This is a genomic window from Mesorhizobium sp. M0816 (assembly GCF_040320005.1).
In the GTDB taxonomy this organism is placed as follows: domain Bacteria; phylum Pseudomonadota; class Alphaproteobacteria; order Rhizobiales; family Rhizobiaceae; genus Mesorhizobium.
Genome location: NZ_JAMYOT010000003.1, coordinates 1 through 18,894, shown reverse-complemented (window position 1 = coordinate 18,894; position 18,894 = coordinate 1). Strand labels below are relative to the sequence as shown.

Sequence of the window (18,894 nt, the reverse complement as noted above, 5' to 3'; positions counted from 1 at the left end):
TCCGGCGGCGCAAAAGGCAAGTCCGGGCTTTCAACCCAGCCTTGCCTTGTTCTCGCTCACTGCCCTACTCGGCGGCTTGCAGGTTGACCTTGCTTTCCGCTATTTCGGTAAGCTTGCGGTCGGTTGCCTGCTCCTCCTTGAGGTTGTTGGCCAACACATTGGCGCAGTCGCTGCGGCCCAGTTGCTTGGCCCAAGCAATCAGGGTGCCGTAACGGGTCATCTCATAATGCTCGACCGCCTGGGCGGAGGCGATCAGCGCAGCGTCGAGGACCTCCTTGTCGGCGATGTCGCCGCTGACGTCGTCGGCTTCTTCGAGAATGCCGTCGATGGCCGGGCAGTCGACCTGCTTGGCCTTCACGCCGTGCAGTTCGAACACCTGCTCGACACGCTGGATATGACCCTTGGTCTGAGCGAGATGTTTCTCAAAGCCGGCTTTCAGCTGCGGATCACTCGCCTTGTCGATCATCTTCGGCAGCGATTTTTCGATCTGTTTTTCAGCGTAATAGATGTCGCGCAGCGTGTGCACGAAGAGGTCGTCGAGGGTTTTGATATCCTTCGAAAAGAAACCCATGGCCTTTGCCTTTCCATTGCTCTTGCAGTTTCGGATTTTTTGGCTGCGGCCCACCCGAGCACCACAGCCTGCGGAGCCAGTTCGTCCCGGCACTGGGAAATCAACGTGCGGCTGACGGGCCGGTTCCTGGTTTTCCGGCCGCGTGCACGGAAATTTCGCGGTCCGGCAAAACCTGAAACAAAACCGCGCCTCTGCGACATTCAGGCGAAACATATGTGATGCAAAAGTCACACTGGACGAAATGCCGACGGACTGCATGGAAACACCGCGAATCAGCCGCATTCCAGCCATGAACAAAGGCATTTTCGACCAGAGATTAACATCGCGTTCACCGACTATTCACGCCTGGACGCTATGATCCCCGCAATTCGGAAGGGACATCCGAAACGGGACAGGGACCGAGTAAAATGAGCTTCTGGAATCAAATCGCCGGCTATGCCGCCGCCATCCGCGAATTCGTCGCGCCGACCTATCGGCCTGAGCGCTATTATATGCGCGGCCCAGGCCCCGCCTGCGCGCGCCGTGGCAACACGCTTGGGATCAGCGTGCGCTGATGATGAGCATGGAGAGCCGTCACGACAGCCGTATCTGCCGGCCCGACGCCGACAATCGGTCAACGACTTATCGCGCCGAGCGCCCTGCGCTGACCGACAGACGGCGTGCGACAACGCCAAGCCTTCAGCATTCCGGGCTTTGATCCAGCCGCCGGCAGGCCTAGTGTCGCCTGACACCAGCTGCCGGGCGTCACGTGATCGTCAAGCCGAACCATTCTCCTGAGCCGCCAGAATTCGAATCAAGTCGCCCGTTGATCGTGTTCGACGGTATTTGCGTGTTGTGCTCGGGCTTTGTGCGCATGGTGGTGAAGCTCGACCGCAAGGGCCGCTTTCATTTCGTAACGGCGCAGTCGCCCTTCGGCGAGATGCTGTTCAAGAAATACGGGCTGCGGACGGATCGCTACGAGACCAATCTCGTCATCGTCGATGGCGCGGCTTTCACCCGCCTGGACAGTTTCGTTGCCGTCATGGCCGAACTCGGCTGGCCGTGGCGGGCGGCGCGGATCCTGCTGCTGTTGCCGCGCCCGCTTCGCGACTGGCTCTACGACCGCATCGCAAAGAACCGCTACGCCCTGTTCGGCAAGAAGGACAATTGCGAAATCCCTTCCGCTGAGGTGAGGGCAAGATTGATCGGCTAGGTTCGTTGCCGTGGCCGGGAGCGGGCGGGGCATTTTGGGGGAACTGCGGATGAAGGTTCTTGTCGTCGGCGGCTATGGCACCTTTGGCGGTCGCACCGTCGAGCTTTTGGAGGGCGAGCCGCATCTGATCCTCTTTGTCGCCGGGCGCTCGCTCGCCAAGGCTGACGCGTATTGCAAGAAGCGCGCCCCGACAGCAGCCCAGCTGGTGCCGGCACTGTTCGACCGTGACGGCGATCTCGCCGCGCAACTCGCTGCATTTGAGCCTGATATTGTAGTCGACGCGAGCGGTCCGTTCCAGGCCTATGGCGAGGGACGCTATCGCCTGATCGAGGCCTGCATCGCCCGGCGCATCAACTATCTCGATCTAGCCGACGGCTCGGATTTCGTCGCCGGGGTCTCTGCGTTCGACGAGGCGGCGCGAAACGCCGGCGTCTTCGTGCTGTCCGGCGTCTCGAGCTTTCCGGTGCTGACGGCGGCGGTGGTGCGTCGCCTGTCTTCGGACCTGACGCGGGTCGACGGCATTCGCGGCGGCATCGCGCCTTCGCCCTTTGCCGGCGTCGGCGGGAACGTCATCCGGGCTATCGCCGGTTATGCCGGTCGGCCGGTGCGGCTTGTTCGCAATGGCCGTCCCGAACAAGGCCGTCCGTTTACCGAGCAGCTGCGCTACACTATCGCGCCGCCGGGCCGGCTGCCGCTTCGAAACACGCTGTTTTCTCTGGTCGACGTTCCAGACCTGCGCGCCTTGGCCGCGCTTTGGCCGGAGGCGAGGACCATCTGGATGGGAGCCGGGCCGGTACCCGAGGTGCTGCACCGCGCCCTGATCGGCCTCGCCTGGCTGGTGCGCGCCGGATTGATCGGTTCGCTTTCGCCGCTGGCGCCGCTGATGCATGAGGCAACGAACCGGCTGCGCTGGGGCGAGCATCGCGGCGGCATGTTCGTCGAGGTCGAGGGATCGGACCGGGCGGGCGCCATCGTCAAGCGCTCGTGGCATCTCTTGGCCGAGGGCAATGACGGGCCGCTGATCCCGTCGATGGCGGTCGAAGCACTGGCCCGCAAAGCGCTGGCCGGACATCAGCCCGCGCCGGGCGCACGGGCGGGGGTGCGCGATTTGGAGCTCCGGGATTATGAAGCCCTGTTCGCCGGGCGGACAATCTACACCGGCTTCAGGAACGGGGCGGCGGACGAGGACAAGCCGCTTTATGCCGAGCTGCTCGGTGCCGCCTGGCAAGGCCTTCCCGAGGCAATTCGGTCAATGCATGACCGTACGATCACGGCCGCAGGCCGCGCGCGCGTCGAACGCGGGCGCAATGTTCTTGGCCGGCTAATGGCCTGGACGGTCGGCTTCCCCGGGGCAAGCGAGGACATCCCGGTTCATGTCCGCTTCGACACCGACAAGGACGGCGAGACCTGGACCCGGACATTCGGCAAGCACAGTTTTTCGAGCCTACAGTCCGCAGGCCGGGGTCGATCGCAGCGCTTGCTGTGCGAACGCTTCGGCCCGCTGACCTTCGCGATGGCGCTGGTTGCCGAAGACGGCCGGCTGGCGCTGGTCTTGCGCCGCTGGAGTTTTTTTGGCCTGCCGCTTCCGATGTGGCTCGGTCCACGCTCGACTTCCTACGAAACGGTGAAGGATGGCCGCTTCCGCTTCCATGTCGAGATCTCGCATCCGCTTGCCGGCATGATCGCCCGCTACCGCGGCTGGCTGGAGCCCTCCGGCCCGCACGGCTCCAGCGAGATCGGGCCGCCTGCCAGCTTGCCCAGTTCGCGACAGTCCTGCGCCGTGCACAGCGTCCAGCCCTGACCCGTGGCGCCCGAGGCGGCGAGCGCGAGGCGCCGCTGTGGCCCGACCTTGGGCGCATAGACCCACCAGCCGTTTCTCAGCACCGAGCCTTGCGGCGGCTCCACCCCGGCGCCCGATCCCTTGATGCGGGCCTCGACCAGCTGCAGGCCGGACGGCAGCACCTTCCAGTCTTCCTGCCACTGGGTCTTCTCCACCGAATGCACCCAGGAGAGCGTGAAGGCAGCAACGGCGAGCGTCACCGTCTTGCCGGCCGCGACGATGCAGAGGCTCATGCTGAATTAGCCAGCGAAGCCTGCCGCGCGCGCCAGCAGTGCCAGCCGATCCAGGCAAGGGACAGCGCCCAGCCCGCCTCGTCGGTGAGCGGCAGCGCCGCAACCAGCAGCACGCCGGCGGCGAAGGCGACGAGGCGTTCCCACCAGGCCATGCGCCGGGCGAGAAATCCGACGGCCGCGGCGCCCCACAGGACGATACCCATGCAGGCTTTGATGACGATATAGGCGACCTCGACGGGATAGCCGAACTGGGCGGCGATCGGGCCGGGGTCCTGCAGCATCAGCGCCGGGGTATAGACCGCCATGAACGGCACAACGAAGCCGGCAATGGCAAGCTTGGTGGCCTGGATGCCGATCTTGAGGCCGCTTTCCTTGGCCATGGGTGCGGCGGCGAAGGCGGCCAGCGCCACAGGCGGGGTGAGATCGGCCATGATGCCGAAATAGAAGACGAACATATGGCTGACCACCAACGGCACGCCGAGCGACAGCAGCGCTGGCCCGGCCAGCGACGAAGTGATGATGTAGTTGGGAATGGTCGGTATGCCCATGCCGAGCACCAGGCAGGTGAGCATGGTCAAAAGCAGCGACAGGAACAGATTGTTCTCGCCGATCGAGATGATCCAGCCGATGAAGGTCGAGGCGATGCCGGTAAGCGTCAACGTGCCGATGACGATGCCGACAATGGCGCAGGCAATGCCGACCGGCAGCGCGTTCTTTGCTCCTTCGGCAAGGGAATCCACGCACATGCGCAGCGTCTCGCGCCCGCCCTTGAAGGTGAGGCAGGCGGCGACCAGCACGGCGATGACCAGGCTGAGGATGTTGACGCCGAATTTCATGAAGGAAGCCGCGGCAAGCCCGAGCGCCAGCCAGAAGACGACACGGAAGGCGAGCGGCCCGATCGATGCCGCCAGCGGCGTGCCGAGGATAAGCACAATGGTCAGCGCCAGGCCCATGGTGCCGGCGAAGACCGGTGTGTAGCCGGCAAACAGCAGGTAGATCAGTGCTGCGAGAGGCAGTACCAGCGGCCAATGTTGTCTCACGGCATCCCACGGATTGGGCAGGTCGGCCTTGGCCATGCCGTGCAGGCCGGCCTTGCCGGCTTCCAGGTGCACCTGCCAGAAACAGGCGCCGAAATAGAGCAGCGCCGGAATGATCGCCGCCTTGACCACCGCGGCATAGGGGATGTTCAGGGTCTCGGCCATGATAAAGGCCACCGCTCCCATCACCGGCGGCATGATCTGGCCGCCCATCGACGAGGTCGCCTCGACGGCGCCGGCGAAAGCCGAGCGGAAACCGAAGCGCTTCATCAGCGGGATGGTGAACTGGCCGCTGGCCACCACATTGGCAACACCGGAGCCGGAAATGGTGCCCATCAGCGCCGAGGACAGCACGCAGACTTGCGCCGGGCCGCCGCGCCATGAGCCGACCAGGCCAAGCGCAAAATCGTTGAACAGCGCGATCATGCCGGCGCGCTCAAGAAAGGCGGCGAAAACGACGAAGATGAAGATGTAGGCGGCCGAGACATAGATCGGCGTGCCGTAGATGCCTTCGGTGCCATAGGCGAAGGTGTCGACGAGCTGGGCGAAATCATAACCGCGATGGATGAACGGCGGCGGCAGATGATTGCCGGCAAATGCGTAGGCGAGAAAGATGAAGGCAATGACGGCGAGCGGCAGCCCCATTAACCGCCGGGCCGCCTCGAAGACCAGCACGACCAGCACCGCGCCGACGATCAGGTCAGGCGTGGTGAGAAAGCCGGAGCGGCGGATGAGGTCGGCATAGAACACCCAATTGTACAGACCGGTGGCGAAACCAAGCAGGCCGAGCGTCCAGAACACTGCTTTCGCCGGGACGCTTTTGGCGCGCAGATTGGCGATTAGGGCAAAGCCGAGCAGCAGCAGGAAGCCGACATGCATGGCGCGTATGACCTGGCTCGGCAGGCTGCCATAGGCGGCGATGTAGATTTGGAAGATGGAGAAGGCGATGGCGATAAAAAAAGCCGCCTTGCCGGCGATGCCTTCGCCGAAGCCAGGCGGCAATCCTTCGACAGGAGCTTCCGCTGTGGGGGAAAGAACGGTCGGGGTTACGGTCATTAGCGGGGTTCCTGGCGGGGCGGTCCCCTCCTCGAGGGGAGGGTGCCGAGCGAAGCGAGGCGGGGGGGGGGGGGGGGGGGGGGGGGGGGGGGCCCCCCCCCCCCCCCCCCCCAAAGCCGGGGGGGGGGGGGGGGCCCCCCCCCGGGGGGGGGGGGGGGCGCCGCCCCGCCGGGGGGGGGGGGGGGGGGGGGGGGCTGGGCGCGCCCCAAACCGACCCCACCCGTCCATTCGCCTTCGGCAGCTGTTCACCTTCTCCTCAAGGGGGAGGGATGGCTCCTTACTTCACCAATCCCTTTTCCTTGTAATACCTCTCGGCGCCTGGATGCAGCGGCACCGGCATGCCGTCGAGCGCCTTGGCCGGGTCGATCGCCTTGGCGGCGGCGTGGGCAGCGGTGAGCTGGTCGAGATGCTCGAACAGCAGTTTCGTCATCTGGTAGGCGGTCTCGTCGGAGACATCGGCGCTGGTGATCAGGAAATTGCCGACGGCGGCGGTCGCAACATCCTCGGTCTGGCCCTCGTAGGTGCCCTTGGGGATGACCACGGAAAGGTAGGGCGAGCCGATCTTGGCGACGTCCTCCGCCGGCACGGCAACGATGTTTACCGGCACTGAGGTGGCGAGGTCACGGATCGACGCGACCCCAAGGCCAGCCGACTGCAGCGTGGCGTCGAGCTGGCGGTTCTTGATCAGCTCCACCGATTCGGCGAAGGGCAGATATTCGATCCGCCCGAGGTCTTCGTATTTCAGCCCGGCAGCGGCAAATATCGTGCGGGCGTTGAGCTCGGTGCCTGAGGCCGGCGCGCCGACCGAAAGGCTCTTGCCCTTGAGATCGGCGAGCGTCTTGATGCCGGATTCCTTGCTGGCGACGATCTGGATGTAATTGGGATAGATGGCGGCAATGCCGCGCAGCTTGTCGAGCTTGCCTGGGAAGCCTGCTTCGGTATTGCCTTCGGCGGCCAGCTTCACGGAATCGCCGAGCGCAAAGGCGATCTCGCCCTTGCCCTGCTGCAGCAGGTTGAGGTTTTCGACCGACGCTTTCGTCGCCTGCACCTGGGTGCGCGCGCCTTCGATGCCCTTGCCGTAGATTTCCGACAGCGCGACGCCGAGCGGATAGTAGACGCCGGAAGTGCCGCCGGTCAGCACGTTGATGAATTCCTGTGCCTTGACCGATACCGCGCCAAGGCCAAGCGACAGCGCCAGCACGCCGGCTGCAACAAATTTCGTCCTGAAATTGAGCATGCGATTTCCTCCCTGAAAATTCGTCGCCGTTCCCTCCTCGGCGGCATGAAGCGAAGCGAGTTTAGACAGCGGGCGGGAAATGCCAACCCGCAATAGCAGCGATTAGACGAACGGCTAAGCAGTGCCGCAACACGTTGGCGCTTGCGCGAGGTCGTATCGCGGCAGAAAGATTTTTCCAGCGCTTGTCGAAATCCGGCAGGGCCGCGCGACATAAGTCCGGCTCGCAACGATGCGGCCTTCGAGAAACGGGAGAAGACCATGCGATACATGCTTTTGATCTATGGAAACGAAGCGGGGATGGCAGCCGCGCCAGCAGATGCGGTGACACAGATGTCGAGCGCGTACGTCGCCTACACCGAAGCGTTGAAGAAATCCGGCGCCTGGCTCGCCGGCGACCGGCTGAAGCCGACGCAATCCGCTACCTCGGTGCGGATGGCCAATGGCAAGACCAACGTGCTCGACGGCCCCTATGCCGACACCAAGGAGCAGCTTGCCGGCTTCTATATGATCGAAGCGGAGGACGTCGACGCCGCCATTGCCTGGGCGGCGCGCTGCCCGGGCGCCAGCACCGGCACGGTAGAGGTGCGGCCGATCTGGGAACTCACCATGTGATGCCGGAATTGCCCGATACTGCGCGGGCGGCGGCGGAAGCGGCCGCCCGGCAAAGCTACGGCAAGCTGGTCGCCTATCTCGCCGCACGCACGCGCGACGTGGCCGCTGCAGAGGACGCATTGGCCGATGCCTTTGCAGCGGCGCTCGAGCGTTGGCCACAGGCGGGCGTGCCCGACAAGCCGGAAGCCTGGCTGCTGGCGGTGGCACGCAAGCGCCGCGTCGACGCGGTCAGACGGCGGCTGACACGCGAGGCGGGCCGCGACCACCTCAGACTCATCGCCGAGGAGATGGAGGCGCGCATGGCCGAGGAAGACCTGCCGGACGAGCGGCTCAGGCTCATGTTTGCCTGCGCCCATCCCGCGATTGAGGCCGGCGTGCGAGCACCGCTGATCCTGCAGACGGTCCTGGGCTTCGACGCAGCGACCATCGCCTCGGCTTTTCTTGTCTCGCCAGCCACGATGAGCCAGCGCCTGGTGCGCGCCAAGACGCGAATTCGCGAGACAGGCATTCCGTTCCGCGTGCCGGAGCGGGCCGAGCTCGGCGAGCGGCTGGGCACCGTTCTGGAAGCGATCTACGCGGCGTTTGCCGAAGGTTGGTCCGACCCGGCCGGCACCGAAACGCGGCGCCGCAATCTCGCGACCGAAGGCATCTGGCTCGGCCGTCTGATCGCCTCGCTGATGCCGGATGAGCCGGAAGCACTCGGCCTGCTGGCGCTGATGCTGTTCGCCGAGGCGCGGCGTGCAGCCCGGCGCAATGCGGCGGGTGACTATGTGCCGCTGGCCGAGCAGGATCTTGCATTGTGGGACGACACCCTGATCGATGAAGCGGAGGCGCTGCTCGGGCGCGCGGCCGCCGAGGGTGTTGTCGGCCGCTACCAGCTCGAGGCCGCCGTGCAATCCGCCCATACGACACGGCGGCTGACCGGTTGTACCGACTGGGTCGCGATCAAGGAGCTCTACGACGCGCTGTCGGTGATTGCCGGCTCGCCGGTGGTGTCGATCAACCGTGCGGTGGCGATTGCCGAGGCCGAAGGTGCTTCAGAAGGATTGGGCGCGCTTGATCAACTCAGCGGCGACAAGCGCCTGTATGACTATCAACCTTACTGGGCCGCCCGCGCGGGCCTGCTGGCCAGACTCGGCAAAGTTCCGCAAGCGAGCGAGGCCTATGACCGGGCTATCGGCCTCGAACGCGATCCGGCCGTGCGCCGGTTCCTGCAGGAACGACGGGCATGGCTCGGCCACGCGGAAAGACACTGAGACAAGGCGGAGTGCTTAGGCCGGCCACATGTCGTGGGAAGCATTCAGCCTCTTTATCACTCGATGTTCCCGCAAATTGGCCCACAGGCGTCCGATATTCGGCCAAGCGGTTGGAACCTTCGCGACCTCCGGATGCCAGGCCACCAACATGACGAGATAGATGTCGGCCAGCGAGAGTTGGTCGCCGGCCAGCCAGTCATGGCCTGCGAGGGCGGCATCGAGAATGGCGAAGCTGCGATCCATTTCCGAGACCGCCGCCCGTTTGACAGCGTCCACGCCGCGGGGATCGGTCGTGTAGCGATGAGCGTAGAAGAACCGCAGGTCAGCCGAATAGATGACGGAGGACATGAAAAACATCCAGCGCAGGAAGTCGGCACGGTCAGCCGAACTTGCTGCGGGCGCCAGTCCTGCTTCCGGGTGGCGCTCGGCCAGCAGGATGCAGATCGCCGCCGATTCGGTCATCGAGCGTCCGTCCGGCAAGATCAGGACCGGCACCTGGTTCAAGGGGCTGATATCTAAAAAGGCCTGGTCGGGTCGGCCCTTCGGAACGTCGATTTGGTCGAAAGGCACGCCCGCCAAAGCGAGCGCCGCCTCGATGACAAAGCCGCCGGTATTGGCACGCGTATAGAGCTTGTACATGAAGTCCTCCACCTGCCGGGCAGCGACGATTTGATACGGAAGGGACCCGCCGCTCAAGCGAACGACGCCCGCCACAGGTGGTTTTTCAGCGGTCCACGCCGACGCGTGATACAGAGTATTTGATGTCGGAGGGCATCGCGAAGGATCGCTACTGACCGGTCAAAAACGCTCGTGTCTAAGCGCCCAATCCCTCGAACAGGATCGTCGAGAGATAGCGCTCGGCGAAAGAGGGGATGACGACGACGAGGTTCTTGCCCTTGTTCTCGGCCCGCGAGCCGACGACGATCGCCGCTTGCAGGGCGGCACCCGACGAGATGCCGACCGGCACACCTTCGAGCCGAGCGACGAGCCGTGCATTGGCAACCGAATCCTCGTTCGAGACCTTGACGATTTCGTCATAGATCGTCGTGTCGAGGATTTTTGGCGCGAAGCCGGCGCCAATGCCCTGGATCTTGTGCGGGCCTGGCTGGCCGCCCGACAGCACCGGCGAGGCTTCCGGTTCGACGGCGACGACATGCACCGAGGGCTTACGCTTCTTCAGCACCTGGCCGACGCCGGTGATGGTGCCGCCGGTCCCGATGCCGGCAACGAAGATATCGACTTCGCCATGGGTGTCGTTCCAGATTTCCTCGGCCGTGGTGCGGCGATGGATTTCCGGATTGGCCGGGTTTTCGAATTGCTGCGGAATGACAGCGTCGGGCAGCGTTGCCGCCAGCTCGTCCGCCTTGGCGATGGCGCCCTTCATGCCTTTCGGCCCTTCGGTCAGCACCAGTTCGGCACCGAGCAGAGCCAGCATCTTGCGGCGTTCGACCGACATGGTTTCCGGCATGGTCAGGATCAGCTTGTAGCCCTTGGCAGCGGCGGCAAAGGCGAGCGCGATGCCGGTATTGCCCGAGGTCGGCTCGATCAGGGTGGTCTTGCCGGGCGTAATCCTGCCCGAAGCCTCCAATGCCTCGATCATCGACACGCCGATGCGGTCCTTGACCGAGGCGATCGGGTTGAAGAATTCGAGCTTGGCCAGCAGATTGGCGACGACGCCCTTCTCCCTGGCGAATTTATCAAGCCGCACCAGCGGCGTGTCGCCGATCGTCTCGGTGATCGAATTGTAGATGCGGCCGCGGCCGGGCACGTGTGCGGGGGTGGCGGGCTTGTTCATTGATTTCCTCCCAGAGGTCAAGCGGCAAGAGTCGGGCGGGGCCTAGGATAGAGCCATCCGCCGCGCAAGATAGGCTGTCGATCGAAAAATATCCGAGTGAAGTTCGTGCTGAGTACCCCCGCCCTTGCAAGGCGTGGCAATCCTTGGGCGGATTGGCGAAAGAGATTTATTGGCGGGCAGCAATTGCCGCCGCCGCACCGACCATGAAGCCGGCGGCGGTGCGGTTGAGTGCCCTCAGCGCCCGCGGCGACTTCAGGAACCAGCGCGCCTTGGCCGCCAGCGCCAGATAGGGCACCAGCACGACGAGCAGGACGACGATGGTGAGCGCGACAAGAATGCCGTAATCGGCCAGCGTGATCGTCTTCAGATCGACGATGGTCGGGGTGATGGCAAGATAGAAGATCATCGTCTTCGGATTGCCGAGCGTGACGGCGAGGCCGGCTATAAAGCTGGATGTCAAGCCGCCCTTGCCTTTCTTGGCCTCCACCGTCTCGGGCGTGATGCCGCTCGTCCAGAAACGCCAGCCAAGAAAGGCGAGGTAGGCGACGCCCAGCCATTTGATGGCCAGGAAGACCATGCCGAAAGTCTGTGCGACGAAAGCCAGGCCGAGCACCACGGCAGTCAAATAGGTCAGGTCGCCGAGCATCAGCCCGAACGACATGGCCAGCGACGAGCGGAAGCCGGAACCCAGCGCACGCGCGACAAGCGCGGTGACGCCTGGGCCGGGGATGGCTGCGGCGATGCCGAGGGCGGCGCTATAGGCGAGGAACCCGGTGAGTGTCATGATTGGCGCTTGTCGCACAATGTTGAAGTTGGGTGAATTCCCTCGGGCCGAATTCGATTGCGCCAGCGCAGCAGGCGACACCGCCGTTCAGGAGCGGCCGTCTTCGTAGGTAATGCGCCAGATGGTGCCGTTGCCGTCCTCGGTGACGATCAGCGAGCCGTCCTTGGCCATCGCGACACCGACCGGTCGGCCCCAGACGGCGTCGTTCGAGATGACGAAGCCGGTCATGAAGTCCTCATATTCGCCTGTCGGCTTGCCATCCCTGAATTTGAGCCTCACCACCTTGTAGCCGGTCCTGGCGCCACGGTTCCACGAACCATGCATGGCGACGAAGGCGTCACCCTGATAATCCGCCGGGAAGTTCTTGCCGTCGTAGAAGGCTATATTCATCGGCGCCGAATGCGCCTGCATCAATACATCGGGGACAGTGGCCTTGCCGGCGAGGTCTGGCCGCTCGCCCTGATGGCGCGGATCCTCGTTATTGCCGATGTAGTACCAAGGCCAACCATAGAATCCGCCGTCCTTGACCGCTGTTGCAAATTCGAACGGCACATTGTCGCCGAGTTCGTCGCGCTCATTGACGACGCACCACAATGCGCCGGTGGCGGGCTGCACGGTCATGCCCGTACAGTTGCGCAGGCCGGTGGCGACAGTTCGGGGATTTTTCCCATCCGGGTCAAAGGCGAGCACATCGGCACGGCCGTCCTCGGAGCCCCAGGCCGCCCCGAGCGGCTTTGATTTGGCCCAGGCGTCGAGGCCGCTATCCGGCTCCTTACCTATATCCTCGGCGACGTTCGAGGCGGAGCCAACCGACAAATAAAGCGTTTTGCCGTCCTGCGAGAAGGCGATGTCGCGGGTCGTGTGACCACCCGACGGGATTTGGGCGACAATGGTTTCTGGTTTGCCGGATGTCTTCAGGTCGCCATCGCGATAGGGGAAGCGGACGATGCTGTCGCTGTTCGCGACATAAACCCATTGCGGTTTGTCTCCTGGCGGATAGAAGGCGATGCCGTAGGGATAATTGAGCCCCTTGGCGAAGATCGCTTTCTCGATGGGCTTGGCGCTGCCCTCGGCGAGACGATAGACGCGTATTTGGTCGGCATGGCTGTTGGCAACAAACAGGTCGCCATTCGGAGCGACGCGCACGACACGTGGATTGACGATGCCGGATGCGATCATTTCAGCCGAAAAGCCCGACGGCAATTCTGGCTTGGCGCGTTCGGGCCGTTCCGCCACGCCGGCGCCGTTCGAAGCGGATTGGGCGGGGTCGGCTGCCGGCATGTCTCGCGGCCCAATCAGGCGTCGGACGCCAGGCCTGTCGGCGTGCCAATCGCCAAACGCGGCTTCGCCTTTGAGCACATTCTGGTCCGCCTGCTGGGCGGCTGCCGGTGTCGCAACAAGGAGGGCAGCGGCAACGGCCGCAAAGCCGCCAGATCGGATCATCAACGTCCTCCGGGATTCGCCTCGAACAGGGCAAACGGCATCAGGTATTGATCGTTCCAAGCGGCCGTCCAGCACACGAGGATTTGAAGCCGAACCCGTTCAGTTGCCAGAGGCGTAAAAGTCGTCGTCGAGGCGCTTTTCCAGCGCGACCAGATCGGCCGGCAGCGGCAGACCCATCGCCCGCATCTCTTGCAGCTTCTCGCGCAACTGCTCTTGCACCTCGTGCTGATCCTCTGGCTGGTTGATCATTTCTTCGAGCAGCAGACTGATCTGGGCCTTGAACGATTCCAGCGCCATTCTTTTCTCCTCCTTGCGGCAGGCCCGCGGCGGCTCCTAGCTCAGCATGCGCGAAATCAGCTGCGCGGTATAGTCGACCATCGGTACTATGCGCGCATAATTCAGCCGCGTCGGCCCGATGACGCCGAGCGCACCGACGACGCGCGCGTCCTTGTCGCGATAGGGTGCCACCACCAGCGAGGAGCCAGACAGCGAAAACAGCTTGTTTTCCGAACCGATGAATATGCGCACGCCTGGGCCTGCCTCGGCGAGGTCGAGAAGCTGGATCAGCCCATCCTGCGTCTCCAGATCCTCAAACAGATGCCGCAGCAATTCTATGTCGGCCTGGGCAGTGACGTTTTCCAGGAGATTGGCGCGGCCGCGCACGATAAGCCGCCCAGGCACGCCGCTTTCAGCGCCTGCCCAGACCGCCAGGCCCTTCTCGACCAGATCCTGCGACAGCGTGTCGAGGGCTGCCCTGGTCTCTTCCTTGATGCGGGCGATCTCGACCCGCGCCTCGGCCAGGGTGCGGCCGCGGATATGGGCGTTGAGGAAGTTGGAGGCTTCGTGCAATTGCGAGATGGTGATGCCGGCGGGCAGATCGATGACGCGATTTTCGACGTCGCCGTTCTGCGAGACCAGCACGGCCAGCGCCTTGGTCGGCTCGAGCTGGATGAATTCGATGTGCTTAAGCGCCACCTCATTCTTGGCGGCGAGCACGAGGCCGGCGCCGCGCGACATGCCGGACAGCATCTGGCTGGCCTCGGTCAGCATATGCTCCAGCGTCGCGCCCGAGCCGGAGGCGCGCACCTGGGCCTCGATGGTACGGCGCTCCTCGTCGGAGAGGTCACCAAGTTCCATGAAAGCATCGACGAAGAAGCGCAGGCCTGCCTGGGTCGGCAACCGGCCAGCCGAAATGTGCGGCGCATAGATCAGGCCGAGATGCTCAAGGTCGCTCATCACGTTGCGGATGGTGGCCGGCGACAGCGACGACGGCAGGATGCGCGACAGGCTGCGCGAACCGACCGGCTCGCCATCCCTCAAATAGGAATCGACGATGCGCCGGAAGATGTCGCGCGAACGCATGTCGAGCGATTGAAGCGCGGGCGATTGCAGCGCGTGCGACGGGAGCACGTGCGACTGCAAACCGGGATCGACTGCCTTTGTCATTTCGAGCCAAAAACCTCCGCCCCGAAGATATAGACTTCCGCGGTGTCGGCGCAACCGGTCCATTTTCCTTTGCGCCTCACGCCCCGTGCGGCTACAAGCCGGCCAAGATTCCCCGGCCAAGATTCCGAAGAAAGAAAGAAGCCTGAATGCGCCCTTCCAAACGCCAATTCGACGAAATGCGCCCCATCTCCTTCGAGCGCGGCGTCTCCAAGCATGCGGAAGGCTCGTGCCTGGTGAAGTTCGGCGACACGCATGTGCTGTGTACGGCCAGCCTGGAGGAAAAGGTGCCGGGCTGGATGCGCAACTCCGGCAAGGGCTGGGTGACGGCGGAATACGGCATGCTGCCGCGTTCGACCGGCGAGCGCATGCGCCGCGAGGCTTCGGCCGGCAAACAAGGCGGCCGCACGCTGGAAATCCAGCGGCTGATCGGCCGCTCCCTGCGCGCCGTGGTCGATCTGCAGGCGCTCGGCGAGCAGCAGATCACCGTCGACTGCGACGTGATCCAGGCCGACGGCGGCACGCGCACCGCTTCGATCACCGGCGGCTGGGTGGCGCTCTACGACTGCCTGCGCTGGATGGAAACCCGCCAGATGGCGAGCCTGGGCAAGGTGCTGAAGGATCACGTTGCGGCGATCTCCTGCGGCATCCATGATGGCCAGCCGGTCATCGACCTCGACTATATCGAGGATTCCTCGGCCAGTACCGACGCCAATTTCGTCATGACCGGCAAGGGCGGCATCGTCGAGATCCAAGGCACGGCCGAGGGCGAGCCGTTCTCGGAAGAGCAGTTCGCGGCGCTGATGGGGCTCGCCAAGAAAGGTATTCAGCGCCTGGTCAGCTTGCAGCAAATGGCGGTGGCTTAGCTGCGGTCAATATTGATGAGATTGGCGATCCTGTGACCCCTTCTGCAATCCTGGAATCAGCACTCTACGTGACGGACCTTGCTGCCGCGGAACGGTTCTATTCGGGCGTGCTCGGGCTCGATCTGCTCGGCAAGGTCGATGGCAGGCATCTCTTCTTCCGCTGCGGCGACAGCGTGCTGCTTATGTTCAATGCCGAGGCGACCAAAGTGCCGCCGCCGGCCGACGCCAAGCTCAAAGTACCGCCGCATGGCGCGGTCGGCCAGGGCCATCTTTGCTTCGCCGCAAGCGCGGATGAAATCCCACGCTGGAAAGCGCATCTTGAGGCGAAGAAAATTGCCATCGAAAGCGAGTTCGAATGGCCGCAGGGCGGCCGCTCGATCTATATTCGCGACCCGTCGGGCAATTCGATCGAATTCGCCGAGCCAAGAATCTGGGGCATCTGATGCATTCGCCAACTGTTCATTCGCTTGACGGGCATAAGATCGTCGTCGCCAGCCATAACGCCGGTAAATTGCGGGAATTCGCCGATCTGATGGCGCCATTCGGCATTGAAGCGAAGTCCGCAAAGGAATACGGCCTGCCGGAACCGGACGAGACCGGCACCACTTTCGAGGAGAACGCCCTCATAAAAGCCTTGGCTGCCGCCAAGGCCACTGGATTGCCGGCGCTGTCGGACGATTCCGGCCTGTGTGTCGATGCGCTCGACGGCGCACCCGGCGTCTACACCGCCAACTGGGCCGAGACGCCGGACGGCTCCCGCGACTTCGGCATGGCCATGCAGCGCACGGAAGTGGCCTTGCAAGAAGTTGGCGCGATCACGCCTGCCCAGCGCAAGGGCCGCTTTGTCGCGGTCATCTGCCTGGCCTTCCCCGATGGCCAGGCGGAATATTTTCGCGGTGAGGTCGAGGGCACGCTGGTATGGCCGCCGCGCGGCGAGCTAGGCTTCGGCTACGATCCGGTGTTCTTGCCCTACGGGTTCGAAAAGACCTTCGGCGAGATGAGCGCGGAGGAAAAGCATGGCTGGAAGCCCGGCCAGCCAACCGCATTGTCGCACCGTGCCCGCGCCTTCCAGAAATTCGCGCAAGCCCGATTGGCCGGCGCATGACCATGCTGCTCGACCGCAGCCCCGGTTTCGGCGTCTATGTCCACTGGCCATTCTGCGCGGCCAAATGCCCCTATTGCGACTTCAACAGCCATGTCCGCCACCAGCCGGTCGACCAGGAGCGTTTTGCCCGCGCCTTCGAGACCGAGCTGGCGACGATGCGCGGCCGCACCGGGCCGCGCGAGGTGACCAGTATCTTTCTTGGCGGCGGCACGCCATCGCTGATGAAACCGCAGACCGTGGCGGCGGTGCTGGATGCAGTGGCGAAGAACTGGACGGTGCCTGATGGCATCGAGGTGACGCTGGAGGCCAATCCCTCCTCGGTCGAGGCCGAGCGCTTTCGCGGCTATCGCGCGGCCGGCGTCAACCGGGTGTCGCTTGGCGTGCAGGCACTGAACGACAAGGATCTGCGCTTCCTCGGCCGTTTGCACAATGTCGATGAGGCCCTGCATGCGATCGGCCTGGCGCGCGAGATATTCCCACGGCTGTCGTTCGACCTGATCTACGCGCGGCCCGGTCAGACGCCGGAAGCGTGGCAGGCGGAGCTCGAGCAGGCGATCGGCCACGCCGCAGACCATCTGTCGCTCTATCAGCTGACCATCGAGGAAGGCACGCCGTTCCATGCACTGCATGCGGCAAGGAAATTCATCATTCCAGACAATGAGCTTGCCGCCGATCTCTACGCGTTAACGCAGGAGATCACCGCCGCGCGCGGACTGCCGGCCTACGAGATTTCCAACCACGCCAGGCCCGGCGCCGAAAGCCGGCACAATCTCACCTATTGGCGTTATGGCGAATATGTCGGCGTCGGTCCCGGCGCGCATGGCCGGTTCGTCGAAAATGGCCGCCGCGTGGTGACGATCGCCGAGAAAATGCCGGAGACCTGGGCCAATCTGGTCGAGGCCAAGGGTCATGGCGTTTCCGGCGGCGAGGTCCTGACGCGGTCGGAAGAGGCCGACGAGTTCCTGCTGATGGGGCTGAGGCTGGCGGAAGGCATCGACCTTTCCCGCTACGAGGCATTTTCAGGGCGCGGCCTGTCGACGGCACGGCTGTCGGTGCTGCAGGACGAAGGCCTGGTGGCGCCGATCGGCAATGCCCGCCTGCGCGCCACGCCGGCCGGCATGATCGTGCTCGATGCGGTCGTGGCGGATTTGGCCAGATAGCACGTTGAAGAACGTTCTCTTCATCTGCAGCCAGCATCGCTTGCGCAGCCCGACGGCGGAGCAGGTGTTTTCCAAGCGGCGGGACATCGAGGTCGCTTCGGCCGGCACTAATCACGATGCCGACATACCGTTGACGCATGAACTCGTCGCCTGGGCCGACATCATCTTCGTGATGGAAAAAACGCACCGCGCCAAACTGCAGCAGAAATTCAAGACAAGCCTGAAAAAGGCTCGAGTAATCTGCCTCGATATTCCCGACGACTATGCATTCATGGACCCGGCTCTGGTGGGCCTGCTGGAGGCGCGTGTCTCGAAGTATCTGGGTTGAATGATACATCGCGGAGCATTCGCAACCGCGCTTCGAGAACTGTCTCGACCGATCGCTAAGGTTTGCGGGGTCAAGCCTCGTGCTTGTGGCGGTGTTTGGCGCGATCTTTTTCGCTGGTCTCTCCGGAACGGGCCGGCTTGATCTCGCTTTTGTCGCGTGAGGCATGGTGCTGGTCGTCTGTGGAATGTGACGCTGCGCCATCGCGGGCGCTTTTTGTTTCGAGGCGGGTGATGAAAATGTCGAAGCGATTGGGCATCGTCCGGTCAGTGCTCCATCGTGCGGTCGGTTTCGTTTGCGGGCTTGCTCTCTGCCGATCGCTGGCGTGCAAGCGGCTTCTTGGCTCTGCCATCTGCGGCTTCGGCAGGCAGGCTCTTGTCGCATGGCGCGGCGAAGCGTTTGCGGCCGGCATAGTAGGGTTCGAAAACGTCCTGTATCGTCAGGCTGTTCATCCTGCTCCTCCCGAGATCAGGGGTAAAATTCGCCGGCAACGGTTTCGTTCCCTACTGTGGCGAAGGCATGGCGGCCGGTTCACGTCGGCATCCCTTTTGGAACCAGGGCCTTTGCAACCCAGGCTTTTGCAACCAAGCGTGAGCCGTGCCAAACAGGGTCGAACGGAGTTGTGCAGGTGACCGGCGAATCGGCCAAACGCAGTTATGTGGTCGGGCAGACCGAAATCGCCGCCCGGCCGCTCGAGCCGGCGCTCTACCTGGTCGCGACGCCTATCGGCAATCTCGCCGACATCACGCTGCGCGCGCTGGAAACGCTCGCCGCCGCCGATATCGTCGCTTGCGAGGACACACGTGTCAGCCGCGTGCTGCTCGACCGCTACGGCATCCGCCGCCGCACCACCGCCTACCACGAGCACAATGCCGGCGAGGCCGGACCGAAGCTGATCGCGGCGCTGCTGGCCGGCCAAAGCGTAGCGCTGATCTCGGA

The 18,894-nt window shown here is 63.9% G+C and carries 22 protein-coding genes; 11 read left to right on the top strand and 11 right to left on the bottom strand.

Features of this window, described 5'->3' with window-relative positions:
• Positions 1 to 64: 64 nt before the first annotated feature.
• Positions 65 to 571, bottom strand: a complete 507-nt coding sequence (locus NKI17_RS04430; protein WP_352473615.1) for a YciE/YciF ferroxidase family protein — start codon at positions 569 to 571, stop codon at positions 65 to 67.
• A 407-nt stretch (positions 572 to 978) separates the two neighbouring features.
• Here NKI17_RS04430 and NKI17_RS04425 point away from each other — a divergent pair, with 407 nt between their 5' ends.
• From NKI17_RS04425 to NKI17_RS04415, 3 genes are all read left to right on the top strand, one after another.
• Positions 979 to 1,125, top strand: a complete 147-nt coding sequence (locus NKI17_RS04425) for a hypothetical protein (protein WP_023678994.1) — start codon at positions 979 to 981, stop codon at positions 1,123 to 1,125.
• A gap of 257 nt (positions 1,126 to 1,382) precedes the next feature.
• Positions 1,383 to 1,763 (top strand): thiol-disulfide oxidoreductase DCC family protein, encoded by a 381-nt coding sequence (locus tag NKI17_RS04420; protein ID WP_245274773.1) that lies wholly within the window; start codon positions 1,383 to 1,385, stop codon positions 1,761 to 1,763.
• A 49-nt stretch (positions 1,764 to 1,812) separates the two neighbouring features.
• Positions 1,813 to 3,564, top strand: a complete 1,752-nt coding sequence (locus tag NKI17_RS04415; RefSeq protein WP_352905439.1) for a saccharopine dehydrogenase family protein — start codon at positions 1,813 to 1,815, stop codon at positions 3,562 to 3,564.
• On the opposite strand, the gene NKI17_RS04410 is transcribed toward NKI17_RS04415, so the two are convergent.
• The 3 genes from NKI17_RS04410 to NKI17_RS04400 all read right to left on the bottom strand — a co-directional run bounded on the left by NKI17_RS04410 (position 3,453) and on the right by NKI17_RS04400 (position 7,166).
• Entirely contained in the window at positions 3,453 to 3,836 is a 384-nt protein-coding gene (locus NKI17_RS04410) for a DUF1850 domain-containing protein (RefSeq protein ID WP_352571587.1), read from the bottom strand. The genes NKI17_RS04415 and NKI17_RS04410 overlap by 112 nt on opposite strands.
• Complete coding sequence (locus NKI17_RS04405; protein WP_352905438.1) at positions 3,833 to 5,929, bottom strand: TRAP transporter permease; 2,097 nt, start codon at positions 5,927 to 5,929, stop codon at positions 3,833 to 3,835. Before NKI17_RS04405 ends, NKI17_RS04410 begins: the two co-directional genes overlap by 4 nt.
• A gap of 277 nt (positions 5,930 to 6,206) precedes the next feature.
• Complete coding sequence (locus NKI17_RS04400) at positions 6,207 to 7,166, bottom strand: TAXI family TRAP transporter solute-binding subunit (protein WP_352457892.1); 960 nt, start codon at positions 7,164 to 7,166, stop codon at positions 6,207 to 6,209.
• Positions 7,167 to 7,424: 258 nt separating this feature from the next.
• Here NKI17_RS04400 and NKI17_RS04395 point away from each other — a divergent pair, with 258 nt between their 5' ends.
• Both NKI17_RS04395 and NKI17_RS04390 read left to right on the top strand, forming a co-directional pair.
• Complete coding sequence (locus NKI17_RS04395) at positions 7,425 to 7,778, top strand: YciI family protein (RefSeq protein WP_023718846.1); 354 nt, start codon at positions 7,425 to 7,427, stop codon at positions 7,776 to 7,778.
• Complete coding sequence (locus tag NKI17_RS04390) at positions 7,778 to 9,034, top strand: RNA polymerase sigma factor (RefSeq protein ID WP_352570205.1); 1,257 nt, start codon at positions 7,778 to 7,780, stop codon at positions 9,032 to 9,034. The genes NKI17_RS04395 and NKI17_RS04390 overlap by 1 nt, the downstream gene beginning before the upstream one ends.
• A gap of 15 nt (positions 9,035 to 9,049) precedes the next feature.
• On the opposite strand, the gene NKI17_RS04385 is transcribed toward NKI17_RS04390, so the two are convergent.
• The 6 genes from NKI17_RS04385 to hrcA all read right to left on the bottom strand — a co-directional run bounded on the left by NKI17_RS04385 (position 9,050) and on the right by hrcA (position 14,502).
• Positions 9,050 to 9,673: a glutathione S-transferase family protein gene (locus NKI17_RS04385; RefSeq protein ID WP_023678987.1), complete on the bottom strand. Its 624-nt coding sequence runs from the start codon at positions 9,671 to 9,673 to the stop codon at positions 9,050 to 9,052.
• A gap of 175 nt (positions 9,674 to 9,848) precedes the next feature.
• Positions 9,849 to 10,829: a cysteine synthase A gene (gene cysK, locus NKI17_RS04380; RefSeq protein ID WP_023678986.1), complete on the bottom strand. Its 981-nt coding sequence runs from the start codon at positions 10,827 to 10,829 to the stop codon at positions 9,849 to 9,851.
• A 166-nt stretch (positions 10,830 to 10,995) separates the two neighbouring features.
• Positions 10,996 to 11,613, bottom strand: coding sequence for a LysE family translocator (locus NKI17_RS04375; RefSeq protein ID WP_352570203.1), 618 nt, complete (start codon positions 11,611 to 11,613; stop codon positions 10,996 to 10,998).
• A gap of 87 nt (positions 11,614 to 11,700) precedes the next feature.
• Complete coding sequence (locus tag NKI17_RS04370) at positions 11,701 to 13,056, bottom strand: PQQ-dependent sugar dehydrogenase (RefSeq protein ID WP_023678984.1); 1,356 nt, start codon at positions 13,054 to 13,056, stop codon at positions 11,701 to 11,703.
• 99 nt (positions 13,057 to 13,155) lie between these two features.
• Complete coding sequence (locus NKI17_RS04365) at positions 13,156 to 13,353, bottom strand: hypothetical protein (protein ID WP_023678983.1); 198 nt, start codon at positions 13,351 to 13,353, stop codon at positions 13,156 to 13,158.
• 36 nt (positions 13,354 to 13,389) lie between these two features.
• A complete protein-coding gene (gene hrcA, locus NKI17_RS04360; RefSeq protein WP_036239090.1) occupies positions 13,390 to 14,502 on the bottom strand; it encodes a heat-inducible transcriptional repressor HrcA in 1,113 nt (370 codons plus the stop codon).
• Positions 14,503 to 14,648: 146 nt separating this feature from the next.
• Between hrcA and rph the strand changes: the two genes are divergently transcribed.
• Genes rph through NKI17_RS04335 form a run of 5 tightly spaced genes read left to right on the top strand, consistent with a single transcriptional unit; the run spans position 14,649 to position 17,958 of the window.
• Complete coding sequence (gene rph, locus NKI17_RS04355) at positions 14,649 to 15,365, top strand: ribonuclease PH (protein WP_352697382.1); 717 nt, start codon at positions 14,649 to 14,651, stop codon at positions 15,363 to 15,365.
• 32 nt (positions 15,366 to 15,397) lie between these two features.
• A complete protein-coding gene (locus tag NKI17_RS04350; protein WP_023678980.1) occupies positions 15,398 to 15,808 on the top strand; it encodes a VOC family protein in 411 nt (136 codons plus the stop codon).
• A complete protein-coding gene (gene rdgB / locus NKI17_RS04345) occupies positions 15,808 to 16,470 on the top strand; it encodes an RdgB/HAM1 family non-canonical purine NTP pyrophosphatase (protein ID WP_352570199.1) in 663 nt (220 codons plus the stop codon). Before NKI17_RS04350 ends, rdgB begins: the two co-directional genes overlap by 1 nt.
• Positions 16,467 to 17,630, top strand: a complete 1,164-nt coding sequence (gene hemW, locus NKI17_RS04340) for a radical SAM family heme chaperone HemW (RefSeq protein WP_352570197.1) — start codon at positions 16,467 to 16,469, stop codon at positions 17,628 to 17,630. The genes rdgB and hemW overlap by 4 nt, the downstream gene beginning before the upstream one ends.
• A 4-nt stretch (positions 17,631 to 17,634) precedes the next feature.
• The gene (locus NKI17_RS04335) at positions 17,635 to 17,958 is read left to right on the top strand and encodes a low molecular weight protein tyrosine phosphatase family protein (protein WP_352798014.1); all 324 of its coding nucleotides are present in this window, start codon (positions 17,635 to 17,637) and stop codon (positions 17,956 to 17,958) included.
• A gap of 263 nt (positions 17,959 to 18,221) precedes the next feature.
• Here NKI17_RS04335 and NKI17_RS04330 read toward each other — a convergent pair whose 3' ends face one another.
• Entirely contained in the window at positions 18,222 to 18,407 is a 186-nt protein-coding gene (locus NKI17_RS04330; RefSeq protein WP_023678975.1) for a hypothetical protein, read from the bottom strand.
• A 176-nt stretch (positions 18,408 to 18,583) separates the two neighbouring features.
• Between NKI17_RS04330 and NKI17_RS04325 the strand changes: the two genes are divergently transcribed.
• Positions 18,584 to 18,894: SAM-dependent methyltransferase (locus tag NKI17_RS04325; protein WP_352854968.1), on the top strand; the 311-nt coding region annotated here is incomplete at its 3' end.